We start from the raw sequence: 21,055 nt of genomic DNA on the forward strand, positions 1-21,055 counted from the left end.
TGCAGGGCGGGCGCAGCAGATGCAGGCGCTGTCGAAGGGGCTTGGTGGTCTGGGCGTCCGTATCTGTCATGCCGCATCCGCTGTCACATTGCCCGTAAACATATAGCCGCCGCCCCAGACCGTCTTGATTAATTTGGGGTCTTTCGGGTTGGTTTCGATCTTGCGGCGCAAGCGCGACACCTGATTGTCGATGGAGCGGTCAAAGACCATTGGCGCGCGGCCGGAGGTGAGATCAAGGAGCTGGTCACGACTGAGCACGACGTTCGGGCGCTTCACAAAAGCGATCAGCAATTGAAACTCGCCAGAGGAAAGGGACACATTGACATCATCAGGGCTGATCAACTCGCGCTTGTTGACGTTGAGTGTCCAGCCTTCGAAGTGCAGGCTTTCGCGTTCCACCGGATCGCGCTCACGCGGCTGCGTTCCCGTGCGACGCAGAACTGCGCGAATGCGGGCCAGCAATTCACGCGGATTGAAGGGCTTGTTGACATAGTCATCGGCCCCGACTTCCAGCCCGATCACCCGGTCGGTGTCTTCGGCCATGGCCGTGAGCAAGATGACGGGCATGGAGGTGCTTTCCACCAGATGGCGACACAGGGAGAGGCCGTCTTCGCCCGGCATCATGATGTCCAGCACCACGAGATCGATTGAAGCGGCTTGCAGGATCTTGCGGGCCTGTGCCGCATTCTCGGCTGTCGTGGCGCGGAACCCGTTCTTGATCAGGTAGCGAGCCAGGGTTTCGCGAATGTCGCGGTGATCGTCGACCACCAGAATATGTTGGCTCTGCTCATGCATCTTCGAACTCCTTGTGCCCTAGCATTGTGCCGTCAACTCTTTTTGGCACCTCTTGTCGGGTCTTTGTAGCACCTCGATCCTCTTGCGGAGGGCTTAAGTGTAACAAAACGTAACGGTCGGATCAGATGAGACAAATGGCGACACTTGCCCCCCAATGCGGGGGTATTCCTGCGACAATTGCCACCTACCTTCTGGTCATCGGAATGATCGATTAAGGAGTTCGACCATGAAAAAGTTCACCAAGATTGCAGTTGCAGCCCTCATGACAACCGTTGCAGCCGGTGCCATCTCGGCCTAGGCTCAGGGTGCCCGCGATGAAATGAACGCCCCGGCATGGGATGGTCCACAACAAGCAGGCCCTCACAAGATGGGCCGAGGCGGTCACGGACAGCGCGGCAAGCATACATTCGCCCGCTTGAGCAAGAGCTACGACACCGACAAGAATGGTGTTATAGAGCAGACGGAAATCGATGCGGTTCAGGGTGAGCGCTTCAAGAAGCTGGATGCCAACTCTGACGGTAAAATCGATCTGGGCGAATATCAGGTCGAATTTGCCAAGAAGACCCGCCCGCAGGAAGTGCGTCTGTTCCAGCGTCTCGACAGCGATGGCGATGGCCAGATTTCCAAACAGGATATTGTTGCAGCCGCAGATCGCATGTTCGACATGATGGACCGCAACAACGATGATGCGCTTAGTCCGCAAGATCGCGGTGGACGTGGTATGCACCGTGGAATGCATGGCTAAGGGTGGCAAGCCGATGCAGGATCAGCAGGCCAAGGGTGATGACGCTGACGCCGCAAATGCGCCGGACCAGGCAAAAGGCCCGGATCAGTCCGATGACAAGCCAATGCAGGGCCAGCAGCATGATGGCAAGCGTTGGCATCAGATGGGGCATCACAAGGGCCGAGATCACCATGGTGGTCAGCACCATGGCTTCCACAAGCGTGGCGGTCAGATGCACGGCCAAATGCACGGAAAGGGCCATGGTCAGATGATGGGCCAGCTCATGAAGGTCTTTGACACCAACAAGGATGGCAAGGTCACGCGTGACGAAATGCACCAGAAGCTGGATGCTCTCTATCAGGCCGCTGACAGCAATGGCGCAGGTTCGATCAACCTGAGTGGCTTTGACAGCATCTGGATGAGTGTCAACCACGAACGTATGGTGCGTGAGTTCCAGCGCATGGACAAGGATGGGTCTCTGGGTCTCGATCAGACCGAGTTCTCGGCCAAGCGAGCTGACTTGGTGCAGAAGCTGGATCGCAACGACGACGGTGTGCTGACAAAGGCCGATTTCGCCAAGCCGCACCACCACGCGGGACGCGGCAAGGGTCGGTTCTTCGGCCACGGAATGGGTCGTCACGGTGGATTGGACCAGAATTTTCATGCGATGATGGAACGCCACGGCGGTCGCGCGCATTGAATTAGTCAAAGGCGGGGGCGCAGAACTCACCGTCAAAAAGGCCGGAACCATACTTTACCTCACCCACCCATCGTGTGGTCCGGCTTTGCAAACACGAAAAGACCGCCATCCCGGCGGTCTTTTCACCAAGACTTTTTGAAAGCCGCCCTTGAGGTGCGTTTGTCAGGAGCCTTCCCCTTGTCTTTTGATGGTAAGGGGAAGGCTTTTTTCTTTTGATTTCAAATGGATAACGATAGGCGTCGGATCTGTGGAGAAAAGGTTCGACAAGACGCTTTTTGTTCGAATTTTCGCTTGATTTCCATCTCGAATTGGCGCATTAAAAATTTGCCCAAATTCGCACGTGCCCGTGGTCGTCCAACAAATAAGGGCCGCTGCCAAAATCTCTCACCGAGTGAGAGCGGTAGCACCGGACGGCTTAAAGCAACGACGTAAGAGGGCTTTTTGGTCTCTGCCGGGGAATCCATCCTCCGGGGTCACTGAAGAGGCACTTATTACATCATTGCCAGCTGTGCGGTTCGGATACTCATTCGTTCCAATCTCAAGGCATCACACGCGGGAAAGCTTTACAGGCATTCCGGTTTCTCATTCGAAGAGCCGGCTGGGTTGCCCAACCGTCGCCATATATTGCTTTGGCCGCCGGTGTCCAACCCGGCGGGGTCCTTCGCACATATATGGCTCCCTGCGACGTGACTCTATTGAATGGGAGCTGACCCATGACTGATCGTATCCGCGAATTCCTGCGCCAGCGTGAACACGATGGCCCTTGTGTTGTTGTTGATCTCGACGTGGTCGAAACCAACTATGAAGCGTTTGCACGCTCGCTGCCCGACACCTCTGTCTACTATGCTGTGAAGGCCAATCCGGAGCCGCAGATTCTTGCGCTTCTGGAAAAACTTGGCTCGTCGTTTGACTGTGCCTCCGTCACCGAAATCGAACTGGTTTTGGCCACTGGCGCGTCTCCGGCTCGTATTTCCTATGGCAATACCATCAAGAAGGAACGCGATATTGCGCGGGCCTTTGCGCTGGGCGTGCGTCTGTTTGCCGTCGATTGCCGTGAAGAAGTTGAAAAGATTGCTCGTGTTGCGCAGGGCGCCCGCGTTTTCTGCCGCGTTCTTTGTGATGGCATTGGCGCTGAATGGCCGCTGTCGCGCAAGTTCGGTTGTGATGCTCGCATGGCACCGGATGTGTTGGAACATGCGCATCGCCTCGGCCTGAAGCCTGTGGTGTTTCCTTCCACGTTGGCTCGCAGCAGGCGAACCTGGTGGCTTGGGATCATGCCCTGAAGATGGCTGCCGAAGTCTTCGCCGAAATGCGTGTGCGCGGTATCGAATTGTCGATGGTCAACATGGGCGGCGGTTTTCCGACCCGCTACCTCAAGGATGTCCCGGGCGTTTCGACCTATGGCGAAGCGATTTTCGAAGCTTTGAAGGTGCATTTTGGCAATCGTTTGCCTGCAACAATCATCGAGCCGGGCCGCGGCATGGTTGGCAATGCCGGCATGATCCAGAGCGAAGTCGTGCTGATTTCGCGCAAGGCCGACGATGATCCGGTGCGCTGGGTTTACCTCGACATTGGCAAGTTCCACGGTCTTGCCGAAACGATGGACGAAGCGATCCGCTACCCGATCCGCACCCCCAAGGATGGTGACGAGACAGCGCCTTGCGTGCTGGCTGGTCCGACCTGCGACAGCGTCGACGTCATGTATGAAAAGACGCCGTATGAATTGCCGGTCACTCTGTCGATTGGCGATATGGTGTTGATTGAAGCCTGCGGAGCTTACACGACGACCTATTCGACGGTTGGCTTCAACGGTTTTGCGCCTCTGGCATCCTACGTGATCTGAGACCGGGCCCATGACAATCGAACTCTTTGACGAGGCTCCGGCACACGCTGGAGCCCGTGAGGGCCTGCTTGACCGTGCCTTCGGTCCTGAGCGGTGGCTGAAGACGTGCGAACTGTTTCGGCAGGGTCGTACACCGGCCTTTGCCTACGTCGCAATGGAGGATGAGGGCGTCCTCGTCGGAACGCTTCGCCTGTGGCATGTTACCGATGCTCTGGGCACTGCAGCCTTGCTGTTGGGGCCTCTGGCCGTGGAAGATCGGGTGCGCAATCACCAGATTGGTCGCCGTTTGATGTTCCATGCACTCAATCAGGCTGCAACACGGGGTCATGAAGCTGTGATCCTCGTTGGTGATCTCGGCTACTATCAGCGCTTCGGCTTCATGCGGGATGCCCTGGACGCTGTGACATTGCCGGGTCCCTTCGAGCGGCATCGCTTGCTTGGGCTGGATCTGGTTCCCGGTGGGCTGGATCACATGCACGGCTGCTTGCAGCCGAGTGGTGCGCCGGCCGTCGAAACACTGGATTGGTCCGTTCAACAGTTGGTTGCGGGAGACTTGCAGTCGGCCGCGTGATGCGGAACAGCCCGGAGGCAAGGCAGGTGCCTGCAACATGGCACCTGACGTGATTGAAGCGAATCAAACAAAAACGCCGTCGGGGAGCAGGGCCCCGACGGCGTTTTGCGTTTTCCACTTTACGTTCACATGTAAGTTTTTTTCTGTATGTATCTGTTTCAAAAATGAAATCGGGTTTGAAGCCGCACTCTGGCGCTGTTTATAGCTGTGTCACGTCAGAGTTGAGAAACATTAAGAACAAAATAGACAAAAGAAGAAACAAAGCGAGGCGTGTATATACAAATCTCGGATGGATATTGCGGCAATTTTATGTTTACAAGGAAGGGAGGAAATCGTCGACATAAGATTTTTTACATATCTATTCAGGTACTTATGCAATGAATGCACGAAAGACGCCCGTAGGCACGTCATGCAGCGCACACGTGCGCGCGCTTCTTACTTCTGCCATATCGGTTGCAGCGCACGACCGCTCTTTGGCGTGGGGCCTTGTCGGTTCCGTGTCGACAATCGTGCTGGCATTGGCACTCTCCGCCACGCCCGTCTTTGCCGCGACGGTTGAGAACGAGGTGACGACAGACACAACGGTCACTACGGATGACGCCTCCGCTGATGATATTGCCTATTACATCAGTGCTGACTCAGTGACACTGACGGTCGCCGAAGGGGTCTCGGTTTCAGGGAACTCTGAAGCCGTATCGGTTGGTTACTATGATACGGATAGCACGAAAAAGGTCGATGGCGTCACGGTGGAGAACAGCGGAACGCTGACAGGAAGTGGGACGACAGGCAGTACGCAAGGCATCTACGTTTACGGAACCGGCACGACGATTATCAACACGTCCACCGGGACCATCACCGCGGATTCCGGCAACGGTATTTACGTCAAGGATATCTCCAGCGACACAAGTATTGATAACTCGGGTGAAATTTCCGGCAATAACGGAATTTACACCCATGCCTCTGGCACACAGATTACCAATAAAAATGGCGGCACGATTTCCGGAGCGATCTATGGGGTTGATACGGACGGCGAGGACACGGCTGTCCTGAACAAGAATGGTGGCGTTATCTACGGCGCGTCCTATGCGATTTTATCCGCGGGCGGCGGTTTGATCGTAACAAACGGCGGTACAATCGGCCAAACAGCGGATGCCTCGAGCACGAGCGTCGATGGAATTTATTCGACAAGTGATACGGCCAAGATCACCAATAATGCCGGTGGCGTAATCGTTGGGACAACCTCTGCAATCTACTCTAAAGGAGGATATCTGACGGTCACCAACTCTGGAACAATCGGGACAGCGAACGGTGTATCCAGTACCTCTGCTATCAACTCGGTAGGTGATAACTCTCTGATTACCAACAATTCTGGCGGTATTATTTACGGTTCTACTTACTCAATCAAGTCCTCCGGCAGTTCCATGACGATCACCAATGCTGGAACGATTGGTCAAACAGCCGATGGGGTGAATACGAGCAACAACAGCAGCATTTACTCGACAGGCGATGATCTGACACTGACGAACACTGGCGCGCTCTATGGTGCAAATAATAGTATCGTTTCGAGCGGGAGCACGGTCAGGATCACCAACGCGAGTGGTGGGACGATTACCGCCACAAATCAGTATGGTGTTGACTCAATGGGCGCGTCGGCGAGCATTTCCAATGCTGGCACGATCACATCTGGCGACAGTTCAATCTACTCGTCAGGTGATAATGCGAAGATCACCAATACAGGAACACTTGACGGCGTTTCCTATGGCATCCAGTCGACCGGGGCGAGCGCTGTTGTCACCAACTCCGGCACCATCAAGGCTGGTGTTAATAGTGGTGTCTATCTTACGGGCGCTGGGTCTTCCTTTACCAACACCAGTACGGGCACTGTTACGGCCACTACACGTGCAGGGGTTGAGCTGGAGGGAAGCAATGAGAGCGTCTCCAACGCAGGCAGTATTACCGGCGCAACCTACGGTCTCTATATTGGTGCCACATCGGGTGGCGTAGCCATCACCAACTCCGGCACCATTTCCGGCAGCACTGCGGCCATTTATTACGGCGCAGGGGGCAATACACTGACCATCAATGATGGTGCCATCTTCACCGGCGGTGTGAATTTCAACACCACCACCGGCAATACCACCGTCTTCTCAACATCGAAAAGCTATGTTCTCGATGTTTCAAACTACGATACAAGCAACAACACGGCCTATTCGACAAAGAGCAATGTCACGGTCGTCAGTGATGTTGATGGCTCGGGCAATGGAACGTTGAACACGGTGAACTCCTCCACTGTTGGGTCCTCTGCGCAGGCCGCCGGTCAGTATTCCACGATGGTCGTGCAGCTGATGGATGATATCCTTGCGCTGGATATTGATCGTTCAGGTCTCTCCGGTGCGCGCAGTCGCACCAAAGTCGGACCGCTTGGCTATGCCGAGATGCCGCGTGCCAAACAATCCAGGGCGTTTGATGTCTTGATGCCGGGTCTGGCTGCGGACAATGCGGGCAATCTGTTCTGGGTGCGGGCTTTCGGAGGCCAGTACTTCAACCACTCCGCGGATACCACGTCTGCCGATGTTGCGGTGGCTGCTGGTATTGATCATGACTTCGGCAGCCGCCGTATCGGCGTGCTGTTGGGAGCAGGGCAGCTGTATAACCGTGAAAATGATGGCTCTGACAAGATCAGGGGCAACGTCGGCTTTGGTGGTGTCTACATGCGCCAGTCTCTCGGGTTGCTGACGTTGGATGCGTCGCTGGATGCAGGTGGCATCAGCTCGCACAGCGAGCGTACAGTTACCGCAACGACTCAGCAGACGGCCAAAGGCGATTTCGGCGGCTGGTTTGTCTCGCCGGGCGTCAAGGCGTCCGCCAAATACCAGATCTCTCGCGGCTGGGCCGTGACGCCGTCGCTTTCGGTGCGCTATACCGCCGCTGGATTCAACGGATTTGATGAGCATGGATCGTCGCAGAACGTCAGCTATGACGACCGCACGGCGCAGTCCGTCGAGGAAATCCTCGGCGCCAATATCTCTCATATGTTGCAGCTTTCGACCGGACAGATGGGCAAACTGTCGTTTTCCGGTGAGTTGGTGAACACCACCAACCTCGGCTCTTCCGATCTGGATGCCAGCTTGAGCGGCACCGATTTCACCGTGCGCACGACAGATCAGCGCAATGTGGTTGGTGGTCGCGTTGGAGTGCAGGCGCAGGTCATGTTGAGCAAGTCGGTCGCGCTTTATACCGGCACCAAGCTGGGCATCTACTCCGATGACAGCCGTTACCTGGTCGGCAGATGCAGGCATCAAGATCTCCTTCTGAGGATTTCCTTCGGACATGCCATGAAGACGAAACAAAACGCCGCCGGAGTTGTCTGCTCCGGCGGCGTTTTGTTGCTGACGACATGAACGGGTCAGGTCGCCGGTGCATACGTCACTGCTGCCTGAGGTCGCGCCCTAGGTGTGTTTCAGGAGATCGGGCTGAACCGTCTGCTTGTTTGATGCGGATATGCAGAAAACCGTCCGGTTTTCATGAAGCCGCAAGGTCAGGGATGGGAAACAGCCCGATTCTTTCTGAAGGCTGAAACAGCGCGGTCTGTCTTGGGGTCAAACCCTAAGTTTGCTCTTTTCTGTCATTCCCGCACCTCTTCAGATCTCATATGGCGTCATGAATGAGGTCAGGCAGAATAGCCATTCCAAAGCTGTCTAATGGGGCAAACCTTGTTTTCAAGAAGGATGCCTGTTTCTTTCTCTCTATTAATTATAACGATAAGAGATGTGTAATTTAAAATAATATAGCCGTATCGTTTGAATATGTACTATAATTTTGACTATATTTACTTTTGTAAAAACCTGTTTTGGAGGCGGTGATTACGAAGTGTGAGAAGCAAAATTGCAACAGGCATGGGAATTTATTCAATTTTAATGGTGGAAAGTGTCAGTGATAATTTATTCAATTTTAATGGTGAAAAGTGTCAGTGATATTGGACAGTTTGTTCTCAATGTGGTTTGAGATGATCCAAGAGTGATTTGTTTATACCAAACATAATTATGATCAGGAAATATGGAATGACCGGACATCTGTTGCGAGATTGCGCCCGTGGTAAGTCGCTTGCATGGCTTCTGGCAAGCACTGTCTCAATGCTCACGCTTTCTGTCATGACAGGTGTGGCGCCTGCTGTTGCTGCGACTTTTGAAAACAATATCAATTTTAATTCTGTCGTTACCGGTGATACCACAACTTCAAAAGACATTGCTTATTACATCAGCGCGGATAAAGTGACGCTGACCGTTAATAATGCTGTTGCGGTCTCTGCTCCATCAGAAGCTGTTTCTATTGGTCTTTATGATTCTACCGATCCTGGAAACAACAATCTTGTTGACCATGTAACGGTCCAAAACTACGGGACTCTGACTGGAACCGGTTCGTCTTCTACGCAGGGACTCTACGTTTACGGAACGAATTCGATTATCACGAACCAGTCAAGCGGACAGATTTCCAGTGCTTTTGGCAATGGCATCTTCGTTAATGAGGCCTCCACAAACTCTTTGATCACCAACTCTGGTCTCATCTCAGGCGATAACGGCATTTATTCTCATGCCGGCTCGTTGCAGATTTACAATGGTGGCACCGGTTCGATTCTGGGGACCACAAATGGCATAAATACCGACGGATCTGCTACAATCATTAACAATTTTAATAGCATTTCTGGTGGCACCACGGCCATTTTGTCTACCGGTGAAAATCTGGGTGTCTACAACTATGGCACAATAGGGCTAGTTGATACGGGTTCTGCGAGCACGAGTTATAAGGCGATCTACTCCCAAGGTGATAAAGCCACGATTAGAAATCTGGCAAATGCGACCATCAGCGCAGCGACTGGCTACGGTATCTATTCGACCGGGGCGGAAGCCAATTTGAGAAACGATGGTTCGATTACCTCAAACTACAGTGCGATCTATTCTTCCGGGGATCATGCGCAGATCGTGAACACCGGTACGATTGATGGAGGCACGGACGGGATCAAATCGACCGGGAGCTATGCTCAAATCAGCAATTCCGGGACGATCAAGTCCGGGAGCTTTTATGGTGTGGAAATAGCCGGATTGTCTTCGGGCTTTACCAACACCGGAACAGTGACGGCCAGCAGCCTGTACGGTGTGTATCTGACGACCGGTACCAATCAAATCGCTGCAAACTTCGGGACAATCACTGGTGCTGATTATGGCATCTATGTTTTGTCTGGCAGTGCAGCCCTTACCAACAGCGGCACACTTTCCGGCACCGTGGGTTCGGTTTTTTATGCCAATGGTAATAATACCCTGAACATCTTGGACGGCGCTGTTTTCAACGGCGATGTCGACTACAACAAGACCACAGGCAATTCGCTCGTTTTCAAGACGACCGGCAGCTATACGCTGAATGTTGCCAATTATGATACTAGCGGCAACACAGCATACTCTACAAAAAGCTATATCACTGTCGTCGATAACGTCGATGCTTCCGGAAACGGGACCGTGAGTGCAATTGATGCTGCAGCGGTGGCTTCGTCAGCCTAAGGCAACAGGCTATTATTCTTCCAATGTGCTGCAGCTTATGGATGATATGCTCTCGCTGGATATTGACAGATTTGGTCTGATCGCTCCCCGGAATGCAAGCATGGCGCTTGGCTACGCTGAAGCTCCGAAGCCCCATGAAAGCGAAGCATTTCGTTTGCTGATGCCGGGTCTGGCGGCAGACAACGCAGGTAATCTGTTCTGGGTGCGTGCTTTTGGGAGCCAGTATTTCCATCATTCAACCAGCACGACCTCCTCGAATGTCGGTGTGGCTGCCGGTATCGACCATGCTTTCGGCGATCGCCGCATCGGTGTCTTGATCGGGGCAGGGGAACTGTACAATCGTGAAAATGATGGCTCCAGTAAGGTGAAAGGCACGGTTGGCTTTGGCGGTCTCTATCTGCGTCAGAACTACGGTCTGCTGACCCTTGATGCCTCGTTGGATGCCGGTGGTATCAGCTCGCAGAGCGAACGTGATGTTGCGGGAGCTGTTACGGAAACGGCCAAGGGCGACTTCAGCGGCTGGTTCGTCTCGCCGGGTGTCAAGGCATCGTCGCGCTTTGCCCTGTCTCAGAACTGGTCGTTCCTGCCTTCCTTGTCGCTCCGCTATACGGCGGCCGGGTTCGGCAGCTTCGACGAGCATGGCTCCTCGCAGAACGTCAGCTATGACAACCGGACGTCGCAGGCTGTTGAAGAGGTTCTTGGTGCAAAGCTCTCTCGTCGCCTGCAGATGCAGAATGGTCAGACAGGTCTGCTGACGGTCTCTGGCGAGCTGGTGAATACCACCAATCTTGGCTCCAACACGCTCAACGCCAGCCTGAGCAATACGGACTTCACGGTGAGCACATCGGATGACCGAAATGTTTTCGGCGGTCGTATTGGTCTGCAAGGTCAGGTGAACCTCGGCAAGTCGGTCGCGCTTTATACCGGCACCAAGCTGGGCATCTACTCCGATGACAGCCGCTCCTGGTCGGCAGATGCAGGCATCAAGATCTCCTTCTGATCCCCCCGCCTGTCCAAGCCAGAGATATAATCAAAACAAAACCGCCGCCGGAGGGTCTCTCCGGCGGCGGTTTTTTGTCGGTTGGTTGCGTGACTGGGGATCAGGCGTGATCGAACTTGTGGCCGTAGTCGACGGCGACTTCGTAATCCGGATCTTCGAGCACAGAGACCTCGATCATGGTGCCAGCTTTTTCCAGCAGCTTCTGGCAATCCGGCGACAGATGTCGCAGATGCAGGCGTTTGCCGGCTTCATTGTATTTGGTTGCAAGGGCATCAATGGCTTGCAGACCGGAATGGTCGACTACGCGGCTGTTCATGAAGTCGACGACAACGTCGTCCGGGTCGTTGGCAATGTCAAACAATTCTCCAAAGCCGGTTGATGAGCCGAAGAACAGCGGGCCTTGCAGACGGTAAACCTTCCAGCCTTCCTTGCTCTGGCCAATTCCTGCATGAATCTGGCGGCTGGCGTTCCACGCATAGGCCAACGCAGAGATGATCACGCCAACGACGACGGCAAAGGCCAGATCCGTCGCAACCGTGACACAGGTCACAATGACGATCACCAGCGCATCAATCGGTGGAATGCGGTGCATGATTTTCAGGCTGGCCCACGCAAAGGTGCCAATGACCACCATGAACATGACGCCGACAAGCGAGGCGACAGGAATTTGCTGGATCAGGCCGGAGGCGAACAGAATGAACGACAGCAACAGCAGACCCGCGGTGATCCCTGCAATACGAGTGCGTGCGCCCGAGTTCACGTTGATCATTGACTGACCAATCATGGCGCAACCACCCATGCCGCCGAAGAAGCCGGTCAGAAAGTTGGCTGAGCCAAGCGCAATACATTCCTGCGATGCGCCGCCCTTGGTGTTGGTGATGTCAGACACCAGCGTGTGCGTCAAAAGCGTCTCGATCAGGCCGATGGCGGCCAGAATGATCGCATAGGGAAAAATGATATAAAGCGTTTGCAGATTGAACGGTACGCTTGGAATGTGAAACTCTGGCAGGCTGCCCGCGATGGAGGCAAGATCGCCCACGTCACGTGTATCCAGACCAAAGCCGAGCACTACGGCGGTTACCACCAGAATGCCCGCCAGCGGCGCTGGAAATGCCTTGGTGAACTTTGGCAAGATCCAGATGACCAGCATCGTCAGCGCGACCAGCCCAAGCATCACAACCAGATGCTGGCCCATGATCCAGTGATAGCCGCCGTGACCATCGGCAACCTGAAACTGCTTGAGTTGCGCCATGAAGATGACGATAGCCAGCCCGTTGACGAACCCCAGCATCACGGGATGCGGCACCATACGAATGAACTTGCCGAGCTTCAGAACACCCACAAGGATCTGGATGATGCCCATCAAGACCACGGTGGCGAACAGATATTGCACGCCGTGCTGGCTGACGAGATCGACCATCACCACGGCAACCGCGCCGGTGGCCCCGGAGATCATCCCCGGACGCCCGCCAAAAGCAGAGGTGATGAGACAGATGATAAAGGCGGCATAAAGACCGACCAGCGGATTGACGCCTGCGACAAAGGCAAAGGCCACGGCTTCCGGCACCAGCGCCAGCGCCACGGTCAGCCCGGCCAACAGCTCGGTCTTGATCCGTCCCGGTGTGAATTTGATATTGTTGGGCGCAAGATACGCCGTGAGATCGAACAAATGCGTCTCCAGTGTTCAAAGGATGCAGTGAATTGCCGGATTTCAAATTTCGTGCTCACGGATGTCGATCAAAAGACACCCCAGCGGCCCCCAGCGTTCTGTGGAGGGTTTTTAACGAAAATGGCTCAATTGAGCAAGCAACCAGCATCGCTGAGACAGCTGCAATTGTGCGCCGCCACATGAAACATCTTGTTTTCGCCCAAATAAGCAGCAGAGATAGAGGGTGGCGCAAGGCGCAAGCCTCGCAGGAGCGCTGCAAGCTGCCTCTTTCAAAGGCTGAGAGATCGCCCTAAACTGCGCGCCAGTCTGAGTCGCCTGGCGCCAAAGACTCGTTTTCGTTTTGCCGTCCCGGAGTTTCTGATGAAATCGACGAATCCCGTCTTCACCGGCCTTGAGACCACCATCTTTGAAGCAATGTCGCGCCTTGCCCGCGAAAAAGGCGCCATCAATCTGGGGCAGGGGTTTCCGGATGTGGACGGTCCGGCCGACATCCGGGAAGAGGCGGCGCGGGCGCTGATTGACGGGCCGAACCAGTATCCGCCGATGCTGGGCATTCCGGAGCTGCGTCAGGCGGTCGCCGATGTGAACAAGCGCTTTTATGGTCTGGATGTCGATTGGCAGACGCAGGTGGTCGTCACCTCTGGCGCTACGGAAGCGCTGGCCGATTGCATCTTGGCCCTTGTCGAAGCTGGCGACGAAGTCATTGTCATTGAGCCGCTGTATGATTGTTATGCGCCGATGATCGTGCGGGCCGGTGGAACACCTGTCAGCGTTCGGGTCACGCCGCCGAATTGGGATCTCGATGTGACGGCTGTGGAAGCTGCAATCACACCGCGGACCAAAGCCATCCTGATCAACAATCCGATGAACCCGGTGTCCAAGGTGTTCACCGATGATGAGTTGGCCGGACTGGCGCGCCTGTGCGTGGCGCATGATCTCTACGCCATTTGCGATGAAGTCTATGAGCACCTCGTCTTTGATGGCAAGAAGCACCGGCCGCTGATGACCTTTGAGGGGATGGCGGAGCGCACGCTGCGCATCGGCTCTGCGGGCAAAACCTTCGCGCTTACGGGCTGGAAGATTGGCTATATCACCGGCGGTGCTGCTTTGATCGATACGGTGGCCAAAGCACATCAGTTTGTGACCTTTACCACATCGCCCGCCTTGCAAAAGGGCATCGCGCTGGGATTGGCGAAGCCTGACAGCTATTTTGAAGAGCTGGCGGGAGATCTGGAACTCAAGCGTGACCGACTGTCGATCGGACTGGCGCATCTGGGTTTCAAGGTGATGCCCTCGCATGGCAGCTATTTCGTGTGTTGTGACATTTCCGGCTTGAAGCTGGCTGACAATGACGTCGACTTCTGCCATTTGATGATCCAGAAGGCCGGGGTCGTCGCTGTGCCCGTGTCTGCATTTTATGGCGAGGATGCGCCTCGCACGCTCATTCGTTTCTGTTTCTGCAAACAGGACGAGATTCTGGAAGAAGCTCTTTCGCGCATGGGCCAATGGCTGATGCCGGGAAACCTGCCCGCAATGGGCAACAAGGAGGCCGTTGATGTCTAATCCGGTTGTCGTCGAAGTGACCCGTGGCCATCTGGTCGAGAGCCGCCATCGCGGCTCGCTGTCCATCATGACGGACACGGGCGAGGAAGTTGCCTCCATTGGCGACGTCTTTCAGCGCGTCTTTCCCCGCTCCGCCATCAAGGTCTTGCAGGCTCTGCCTCTGGTCGAGAGCGGCGCCGCTGAGGCGTTGGACTACGACGAGGCTGAACTGGCGCTGGCCTGTGCCTCGCACAACGGTGAAGGGGTTCATGTGCGCAGTGCTCGCGTCATGCTGCTCAAGGCCGGATTGTCGGAAGACGATCTGGAATGCGGGTCGCATTGGCCAAGCCGCGTTGATGATATTGCTGAACTGGTGCGCGCTGACGAAACGCCGTCTGCCTTGCACAACAACTGCTCGGGCAAACATGCAGCCTTCCCTGGGACTGGCCAAGGTTCTGGGCGTTCCGACCAAGGGCTACGTCAACCCGGAGCACCCGGTGCAGCAGGAAATCAAGTCGGTGATCGAAGAGTTTACCGGCGAGACGCTGACCGACGACATCTGCGGCACCGATGGGTGCTCCATCCCGACTTACGCCTGTTCTCTTACTGCACTGGCGCGGGCATTTGCTGTCTTTGGCACGGGCGTAGGTTTGTCTGAAGCGCGTCAACAGGCGGTCGAACGACTGTATGAGGCCTGCGTCAACGAGCCCTATATGGTCGCTGGCACGGACCGGTTTTGCACTGAGATCATGAAAGCCTTCAAGGGGCGCGTCTATGCAAAGACCGGCGCCGAGGGGGTGTTTTGCGCCTCGATCCCTGAACTTGGCTATGGCATTGCGCTCAAATGCGACGATGGTGCCACGCGTGGATCCGAAGCGATGATGGCGACAGTCTTGCAGGTGCTTTTGACCCTGGATGACGACGAAAAATCTGCCGTTGACCGCTTCCGCAACCCACCCGTGCTGACCCGCAAGGATTTCAAGGCTGGTGAAGTGCGTCCCGATGTGGATTTCGTCGCCTCGCTTGAACGTCAGGTGACAACCGCCAGAGCCCTCTGAGGGCGTGGCGCTTCTCCGCTCACTTTCGCATTTATCCGTCGCAACGATCAAAACAGGCAAGCCCCACCGCTTGCCTGTTTTTTGTCTACGCTCAAGGTTTCGGCTCCTTTGCACCTATTGCGCTGGCCCAACCAGCGCCGAACCTGTGTCGAAAAATGGTCGGTTGCAGGCATCAAGGGGGCAGCAACACCTGAATAACCGCGCAAGATCGGGCAAAAAGCTTTGCTGTCGCGGGGAGGGGGACCTAGGGTCCGGACATATTGGAATGTTTGGAAAATTTTAATGTCGACGATCAGATACCGGCCTGAGATTGACGGGCTGCGCGCCATCGCCGTTTTGGCAGTGATTTTTTGCCATGCCCATTTCAGCTTTGCCAAAGGTGGTTTCATCGGTGTCGATGTCTTTTTTGTGATCAGCGGGTATCTGATCACCTCGATCATTTCGAAGGACATCAAGGCGGGAACGTTTTCTTTTCTGACGTTCTACGAACGCCGCGCCCGCCGTATTCTTCCTGCCCTTTTCGTTATGCTGGCGGTGAGCTTCATCTTTGCCTACATGTGGCTTCCTAATCGAATGCTTCGGGATTTCGCGCAATCCGTTCTGGCAACCAGTCTCTTTGGCGCGAACATCAGATTAATGGGCCAAGGGGGCTACTTCGCGACGTCGAATGACCTTAAGCCCTTGATGCATATGTGGAGTCTAGGGGTCGAGGAACAGTTCTATATTGTGTTCCCGATACTGCTTTTCTTGCTGGCAAAGGTCAGGCGGTTTCGTTTGCATATGCTCATTGCGATCTTTGTGGTGAGTTTAGGCTATGCACAGTATCTGTCTGGTATTGATCCCCTGAAGAACTACTACCTGCTTCAGACGCGTGCTTGGGAGCTTATGGCCGGAGCATTGCTTGCGTTCTGGAAGCGAGATCAAAGTTGGCAGCCATCCCGTATTGTCTCTGAAGGGGCTTCTGGTGCCGGCCTTAGCTCTCATTCTTGGGTCCGTCGTTTGGATGGATGAGAGTGTTGCCTATCCAAGTGTATGGACTCTGCTTCCGGTTTTGGGTTCTGTTCTGCTGATTGCCTTTGTCTCCCCACGTATGTTTGTCGGACAACTACTTTCGACACGACCATTTGTCGGTGTGGGCCTTATCAGCTACAGCCTTTACCTCTGGCACCAGCCTGTCCTAGCATTCGCGCGCATTAGGTTTGGAGAAGAAAATCTGCATACATCGTTTCTTCTGCTTTTGATCATGATGAGCGGCGTTTTTGCGACAGTGTCTTTGGTCGTCATCGAACAACCAATGCGGTTTCAACGTATTTTAAAGGGGCGGGTGCTGCTGATTGGTTTCGTTGTTATGGCGATCGTGATTGCCGCTGCTGGACGCCTTCTAGCGCTTGGAGCTAGGGATAATCACATTCTTCCTTTCAGGCCGGGAATGAGTTCAAATTTGATGTATCGTCTTCGGGGGTGGAGGGGTTGAGCAAAAAGTGTGATGGGAGTGTCGATGAATTTGTCGTTTGTAAAACTTCCGAAAACCCTGAGATCGTTGTGTGGGGCGACTCTCATGCCGGAGCATTTGATCCCCGGCATCGTTGCCTCGAATCCGAAGGTCGGCTTAATTCAGTTTACGCTTTCAAGCTGTACGCCAATGATTTCAGGAGCAGTTTCGTTAAATTATAAACCTGGATATTTGCTGCGAGCTCAGAGATGTTTGGATTTTAATAAGAAGGTAATCGCATGGCTTAAAAAAAATCATAGACCAAAATATGTGGTTTTAGCTTCTAGGCTCAATAAATTTGGTTCAAATTCTCCGTATATCGACGAAAAAAGTAATAAAAGACCGTCGAAAGTTATTGATGCGGTGAGGGGACTAAAGGCCATGATCAAGTGGCTAAAGGTGGAGGGGTTTACCCCGGTCGTGATTACATCGCCGCCTTCGACAAGATATGACCCAGCACAATGCTACGCTCGTAATTTGATGCTTTTTTTAACTCTCGACTGCAATTTTTCATCTGAGCGGGATCTGGAGTTCAATAAATCTCCATATCACATTTTTAGGTCCCTAGAGAACGACGCCAAGGTGATCTGGTTGCGTAATTTTTTCTGTCACGATGGTCTTTGCCGAACAAACGATGATAATTTTACTTTTTATCATGACCAGAGCCACCTCTCTTACTACGGGTCCAAGTACCTCGGAAAGAAGTGGAATCTGTATCAGAAGATTGTCGGGCCCTATTCAAAGGATGCAAATGAGCCGCTGGGACACGTTGGCTCTGACCACTAGCCTCTGTGGGCGGTCTGTAGCGTTGCCCTTGTTTGCCTGAGCCGGCGCAGGTTTCCTTGTCCTGCGCTACGGTTCGTTGCTCATTCGCTGATCATCGTGTCTTTGACCACCAATGCTTCATCCAGGGACGCCAGTTTTGCCGGGTCATTGGTGATGCGGTTGGTCCAGCGGTAGCCGGCGATGGCGTCTTTTTTGGTGCCCTGGATGATGTTGCTGGTGACAAGGCACGGACCAGTCTTTTCGACGAGACTGATGTAGATGCCAGTGCCGCACGCACGCAGGATGTTTTGCGAGGCGAGCAGGTTGCGGCGATAAGGCCCCCAGCCAAGCACAAGCCCGAAATTCGGAGCGCCTTCCACCACATTGCCGGTGATAGAAACGTCCGCCTCGGCGGTGATGCCATTGCCAAACCCTAGCCCTTCGGCTGGATATGGGCCTTTCGATATCAGATTGCGGATGAGATTGCCGGAACACACCGCCAGACGACCGCCCTGATCGAGATTGGCAATCGAGATGCCTGTAGTGGCTCCATCGACAACATTGTTGGCAATGACAGCCCCTTCAAAGGCAAACTCGCAGTAGATCGCCACTTCGCCGGATCGTTTGCAGGCATTGCCGCTGATCTGGCTGTTGGAGCCGCTGTTGACCCGAATGGCGGAAAAGGCACAGTCTGAAATATGGTTGTTGGCAATGAGCACACCTTCCGCCCGAAAGACATTGATGCCATTGCCATTCTGTCCCGTGCCACCGGCTTTTGCAGCAATTCGCTGAATGCGGTTGTCCCGCACCAATGTACCGTCCTCACCGATACTCCAGCGCCAGATCTGTATGCCGGCATTGCCGCAGTCCTCAACCGTGGTGCCTGAAATCGTCAGGCCTTTGGCTTCATTCGAACGAATGCCGGTATCTGCGGCTTTGGAGACCAGACAATTGGAGACATGACCGGATGATCGGGTCAGCACCAGGCCACTGCGCTTTGAGTTGAGGATCTGGCAATCCTCGATGAGAATGTTACTGGCGTTGGACATTTCAACCAGCGCACTGGCTTTCTCTGGTGCCCAGTGGTCGATGCCATCAAACACCAGTGCCGCTGAGCGTGATGTTCTGCCCGCCATCCGTGCCGCAGATCCGTGAACCACCATCATAAACGAGGCGGGTTCGACCGGGCACACCCATGATGACTGCCCCGCTGGGCAAGTCGATTTCCGAAACGGGGTAGCTTCCGGCCGGTAAAAACAATGGCTTGCCCTGTTCCATCGCAGCTTTGAGCGCTTTGGTAATGGCGCGTGTCTGGTTGTGCGTGGCATCGGGGGCGACGTTCAGGCTTGTGGCATCCACAGATCCGCGCAGGCCTGCCAGGCTGAATGGCCGTGGCGGAGGCGGGCAAGGCAAAAGCTATGGGCGTCAGGCCAAAAGCCGCCGCGGACGTCATCAGGCGCCGACGTCCCGTGTCGAGACGCGCCGCATGGCGTGTGTGATCCGTTTTGAGCCATCTGCCGACAGATGATGTATCAAAAAGAGAAAATATGCTCATCATAGTCGATGTGCAGCAAGCTCCGTGCCGGGCAGTTTGGCGGGAGACCACATCAAGAAAAGCCGCGTTTCGGGCTGGGCCCTTTGTCCCAATTTTCGCGATGGATCACTCCGTTTCAAGCGCCGCCTCGCGCAAGGAACTTGGCTGGGAGCCGGAACCTCCCCGCCTTCTGGATGATCCGGAAACTATCCGGTCGTGACTTGAAGACGCCGTAACCGTTGCAGATCTGCGCTGGACATGAACAGGCCGAAAAATCTGTTCCGACCTTTGTCACGCATTTATAGATCACACCCTAGCTGTTGGCGGCACGGGCTGCGGCATGCGGAGGCTGCCACAGCAGGCGTTGCAGATCTGCCTTGGCCAGCTTGTCTCGCGGTGGAAGCTGGTCAAACGGCCCGGCATACTGGGGAATGGCATAGACAAGCTTGACGTTGGGGGCATTCTTAGCCCGACAAATGGCCATGCCGCGCCACAGGTTACGGCCCACACGGCATGAGCTGATGCGAGTGCCTATCTGTTTGAAGGTCATGCCCAACTGCTCGCCATTGGGGCCGGTCACTGTTTCTCCAACACCGTGAACTTCACGAACCTTTCCATCCTTGCCCTTGAAGATTTGCAGCACCTGAAAGCCGTCGCTGTTGAAGGCAGCCTGCGCCCACTCGGTGTTGTCTTCGACGGCGGTCTGGATGCCCTGGATGATGTAGCCGGGCAGAGCCGCCTCAAGTGATTGCGCACCATAGGGGGTCAACACGGAAATGCCTGCAACGCCGTCATTGGTGATCTGGAGGCCTGGGCCGGATGCGCCGGCGGGAGCAGGCAGGGGGGCCGATGACGACAGGTCCAGCGCGTTGGGGCCAACGGCAGGGGAACAGGCTGTCAGGCCGAGAAACAACAAGCCAAACATGGCCTCACACCGGTAGCGGATCAACTGGTAACTCCAGAATAAGGCCGTGAGATCGGAGCGCTTGCTCCGGGTTTCATCATAGGCAGTTTGTCGAATGACAGGAATGCGCTGGACAATAAGCCGAAGCATTTTAACGGCCTCTTAAGGCTGTTGTCTTGCCTGTGAATAGCTGTGAAATGCCCGTTGAACGGGGCCTGTGCGAAACCAGTCAGCTTTGCTCGATGCGGTCTATCCATTTTGGTGTGGAAGGAGGCGTATAGGTGCGAAAGGCCTCCAGCAAGGCGGCTGGGGTGGCCGCTTCCTGAACCATGGCGCGCATTTGCGGCTTGGTGAAGCCGGCAGTAACTTGCTGATCAAGAAACGTCAGAAGCGGTGAATAGAAGCCTTCGATATTGAGAAAGCCGCATGGCTTGGTGTGAAACCCGAGCTGCCCCCATGTCCAGACCTCGAAGATTTCCTCCAGCGTGCCTGCGCCGCCGGGAAGCGCGATGAACCCATCGGACAGCTCTGCCATTTTTGCCTTGCGCTCGTGCATCGAGGTGACGATGTGCAATTCGCTCAAGCCTTCATGTGCCAGCTCCTTGTCCTTCAAGGCTTTTGGCAAGACGCCAATGACCTGTCCGCCGGCCATGATGGCAGCGTCGGCGACAGCCCCCATCAAGCCGACCTTGGCCCCGCCATAGACCAGTTTGAGGCCTGCTTCGGCAATGAGTGTGCCGGTCTCTCTCGCAGCCTTTTCATAAAGCGCATCTGTGCCGGAACTGGAGCCGCAGAAAACGCAAACGGACGTCAAAACCGTGGACATGGAACACCTCAAAAAAGGGACGGGAGCTTGGAAGAAGAAGGGCCGGGGGCAGGACGCCCGCCGCCGGCTTTTGTCAGACA

The 21,055-nt window shown here is 54.8% G+C and carries 16 protein-coding genes and 2 pseudogenes; 12 read left to right on the forward strand and 6 right to left on the reverse strand.

Going from position 1 to position 21,055, the window contains the following annotated elements:
- Positions 1-66: 66 nt before the first annotated feature.
- A complete protein-coding gene (locus AC0L7U_RS16700; RefSeq protein ID WP_473692273.1) occupies positions 67-795 on the reverse strand; it encodes a response regulator in 729 nt (242 codons plus the stop codon).
- Between the two features lie 319 nt (positions 796-1,114).
- On the opposite strand from AC0L7U_RS16700, the gene AC0L7U_RS16705 reads away from it, so the two are divergent.
- From AC0L7U_RS16705 to AC0L7U_RS16735, 7 genes and pseudogenes are all read left to right on the forward strand, one after another.
- The gene (locus AC0L7U_RS16705) at positions 1,115-1,540 is read left to right on the forward strand and encodes an EF-hand domain-containing protein (RefSeq protein WP_473692275.1); all 426 of its coding nucleotides are present in this window, start codon (positions 1,115-1,117) and stop codon (positions 1,538-1,540) included.
- On the forward strand, positions 1,533-2,219 hold the full coding sequence (locus AC0L7U_RS16710) for an EF-hand domain-containing protein (protein ID WP_473692277.1): 687 nt from the start codon (positions 1,533-1,535) through the stop codon (positions 2,217-2,219). The genes AC0L7U_RS16705 and AC0L7U_RS16710 overlap by 8 nt, the downstream gene beginning before the upstream one ends.
- 713 nt (positions 2,220-2,932) lie before the next feature.
- A pseudogene (locus AC0L7U_RS16715) lies at positions 2,933-4,062 on the forward strand (type III PLP-dependent enzyme).
- A 10-nt stretch (positions 4,063-4,072) separates the two neighbouring features.
- A complete protein-coding gene (locus tag AC0L7U_RS16720; protein ID WP_473692279.1) occupies positions 4,073-4,633 on the forward strand; it encodes a GNAT family N-acetyltransferase in 561 nt (186 codons plus the stop codon).
- A gap of 422 nt (positions 4,634-5,055) precedes the next feature.
- Positions 5,056-8,034 (forward strand): autotransporter outer membrane beta-barrel domain-containing protein, encoded by a 2,979-nt coding sequence (locus AC0L7U_RS16725; protein WP_473692281.1) that lies wholly within the window; start codon positions 5,056-5,058, stop codon positions 8,032-8,034.
- A 660-nt stretch (positions 8,035-8,694) separates the two neighbouring features.
- The gene (locus AC0L7U_RS16730; RefSeq protein WP_473692283.1) at positions 8,695-10,185 is read left to right on the forward strand and encodes a beta strand repeat-containing protein; all 1,491 of its coding nucleotides are present in this window, start codon (positions 8,695-8,697) and stop codon (positions 10,183-10,185) included.
- Positions 10,157-11,185 (forward strand): autotransporter outer membrane beta-barrel domain-containing protein, encoded by a 1,029-nt coding sequence (locus tag AC0L7U_RS16735; RefSeq protein WP_473692285.1) that lies wholly within the window; start codon positions 10,157-10,159, stop codon positions 11,183-11,185. The genes AC0L7U_RS16730 and AC0L7U_RS16735 overlap by 29 nt, the downstream gene beginning before the upstream one ends.
- Positions 11,186-11,285: 100 nt before the next feature.
- On the opposite strand, the gene AC0L7U_RS16740 is transcribed toward AC0L7U_RS16735, so the two are convergent.
- Complete coding sequence (locus AC0L7U_RS16740; protein WP_473692287.1) at positions 11,286-12,854, reverse strand: SulP family inorganic anion transporter; 1,569 nt, start codon at positions 12,852-12,854, stop codon at positions 11,286-11,288.
- A 360-nt stretch (positions 12,855-13,214) separates the two neighbouring features.
- Here AC0L7U_RS16740 and AC0L7U_RS16745 point away from each other — a divergent pair, with 360 nt between their 5' ends.
- From AC0L7U_RS16745 to AC0L7U_RS16765, 5 genes and pseudogenes are all read left to right on the forward strand, one after another.
- Positions 13,215-14,417 carry an aminotransferase gene (locus AC0L7U_RS16745; RefSeq protein WP_473692289.1) on the forward strand — a complete coding sequence of 401 codons (1,203 nt, stop codon included), beginning with the start codon at positions 13,215-13,217 and terminating at the stop codon, positions 14,415-14,417.
- A pseudogene (locus AC0L7U_RS16750) lies at positions 14,410-15,454 on the forward strand (asparaginase). The gene AC0L7U_RS16745 and the pseudogene AC0L7U_RS16750 overlap by 8 nt, the downstream one beginning before the upstream one ends.
- A gap of 282 nt (positions 15,455-15,736) precedes the next feature.
- Positions 15,737-16,465, forward strand: coding sequence for an acyltransferase family protein (locus AC0L7U_RS16755; protein ID WP_473692291.1), 729 nt, complete (start codon positions 15,737-15,739; stop codon positions 16,463-16,465).
- The gene (locus tag AC0L7U_RS16760) at positions 16,458-16,928 is read left to right on the forward strand and encodes an acyltransferase family protein (protein ID WP_473692293.1); all 471 of its coding nucleotides are present in this window, start codon (positions 16,458-16,460) and stop codon (positions 16,926-16,928) included. The genes AC0L7U_RS16755 and AC0L7U_RS16760 overlap by 8 nt, the downstream gene beginning before the upstream one ends.
- An 84-nt stretch (positions 16,929-17,012) precedes the next feature.
- Positions 17,013-17,732, forward strand: coding sequence for an SGNH hydrolase domain-containing protein (locus AC0L7U_RS16765; protein ID WP_473692295.1), 720 nt, complete (start codon positions 17,013-17,015; stop codon positions 17,730-17,732).
- A gap of 80 nt (positions 17,733-17,812) precedes the next feature.
- Here the strand turns inward: AC0L7U_RS16765 and AC0L7U_RS16770 are convergent, their stop codons facing one another.
- The 4 genes from AC0L7U_RS16770 to AC0L7U_RS16785 all read right to left on the reverse strand — a co-directional run bounded on the left by AC0L7U_RS16770 (position 17,813) and on the right by AC0L7U_RS16785 (position 20,975).
- A complete protein-coding gene (locus AC0L7U_RS16770; protein ID WP_473692296.1) occupies positions 17,813-18,847 on the reverse strand; it encodes a TIGR03808 family TAT-translocated repetitive protein in 1,035 nt (344 codons plus the stop codon).
- Positions 18,807-19,070, reverse strand: coding sequence for a hypothetical protein (locus AC0L7U_RS16775; RefSeq protein WP_473692298.1), 264 nt, complete (start codon positions 19,068-19,070; stop codon positions 18,807-18,809). Before AC0L7U_RS16775 ends, AC0L7U_RS16770 begins: the two co-directional genes overlap by 41 nt.
- Before the next feature lie 488 nt (positions 19,071-19,558).
- Complete coding sequence (locus AC0L7U_RS16780; RefSeq protein WP_473692300.1) at positions 19,559-20,299, reverse strand: DUF1131 family protein; 741 nt, start codon at positions 20,297-20,299, stop codon at positions 19,559-19,561.
- A gap of 79 nt (positions 20,300-20,378) precedes the next feature.
- Positions 20,379-20,975: an LOG family protein gene (locus AC0L7U_RS16785; protein ID WP_473692302.1), complete on the reverse strand. Its 597-nt coding sequence runs from the start codon at positions 20,973-20,975 to the stop codon at positions 20,379-20,381.
- Positions 20,976-21,055 lie beyond the last annotated feature (80 nt).

This window comes from Roseibium sp. 10G30-5, assembly GCF_055809635.1.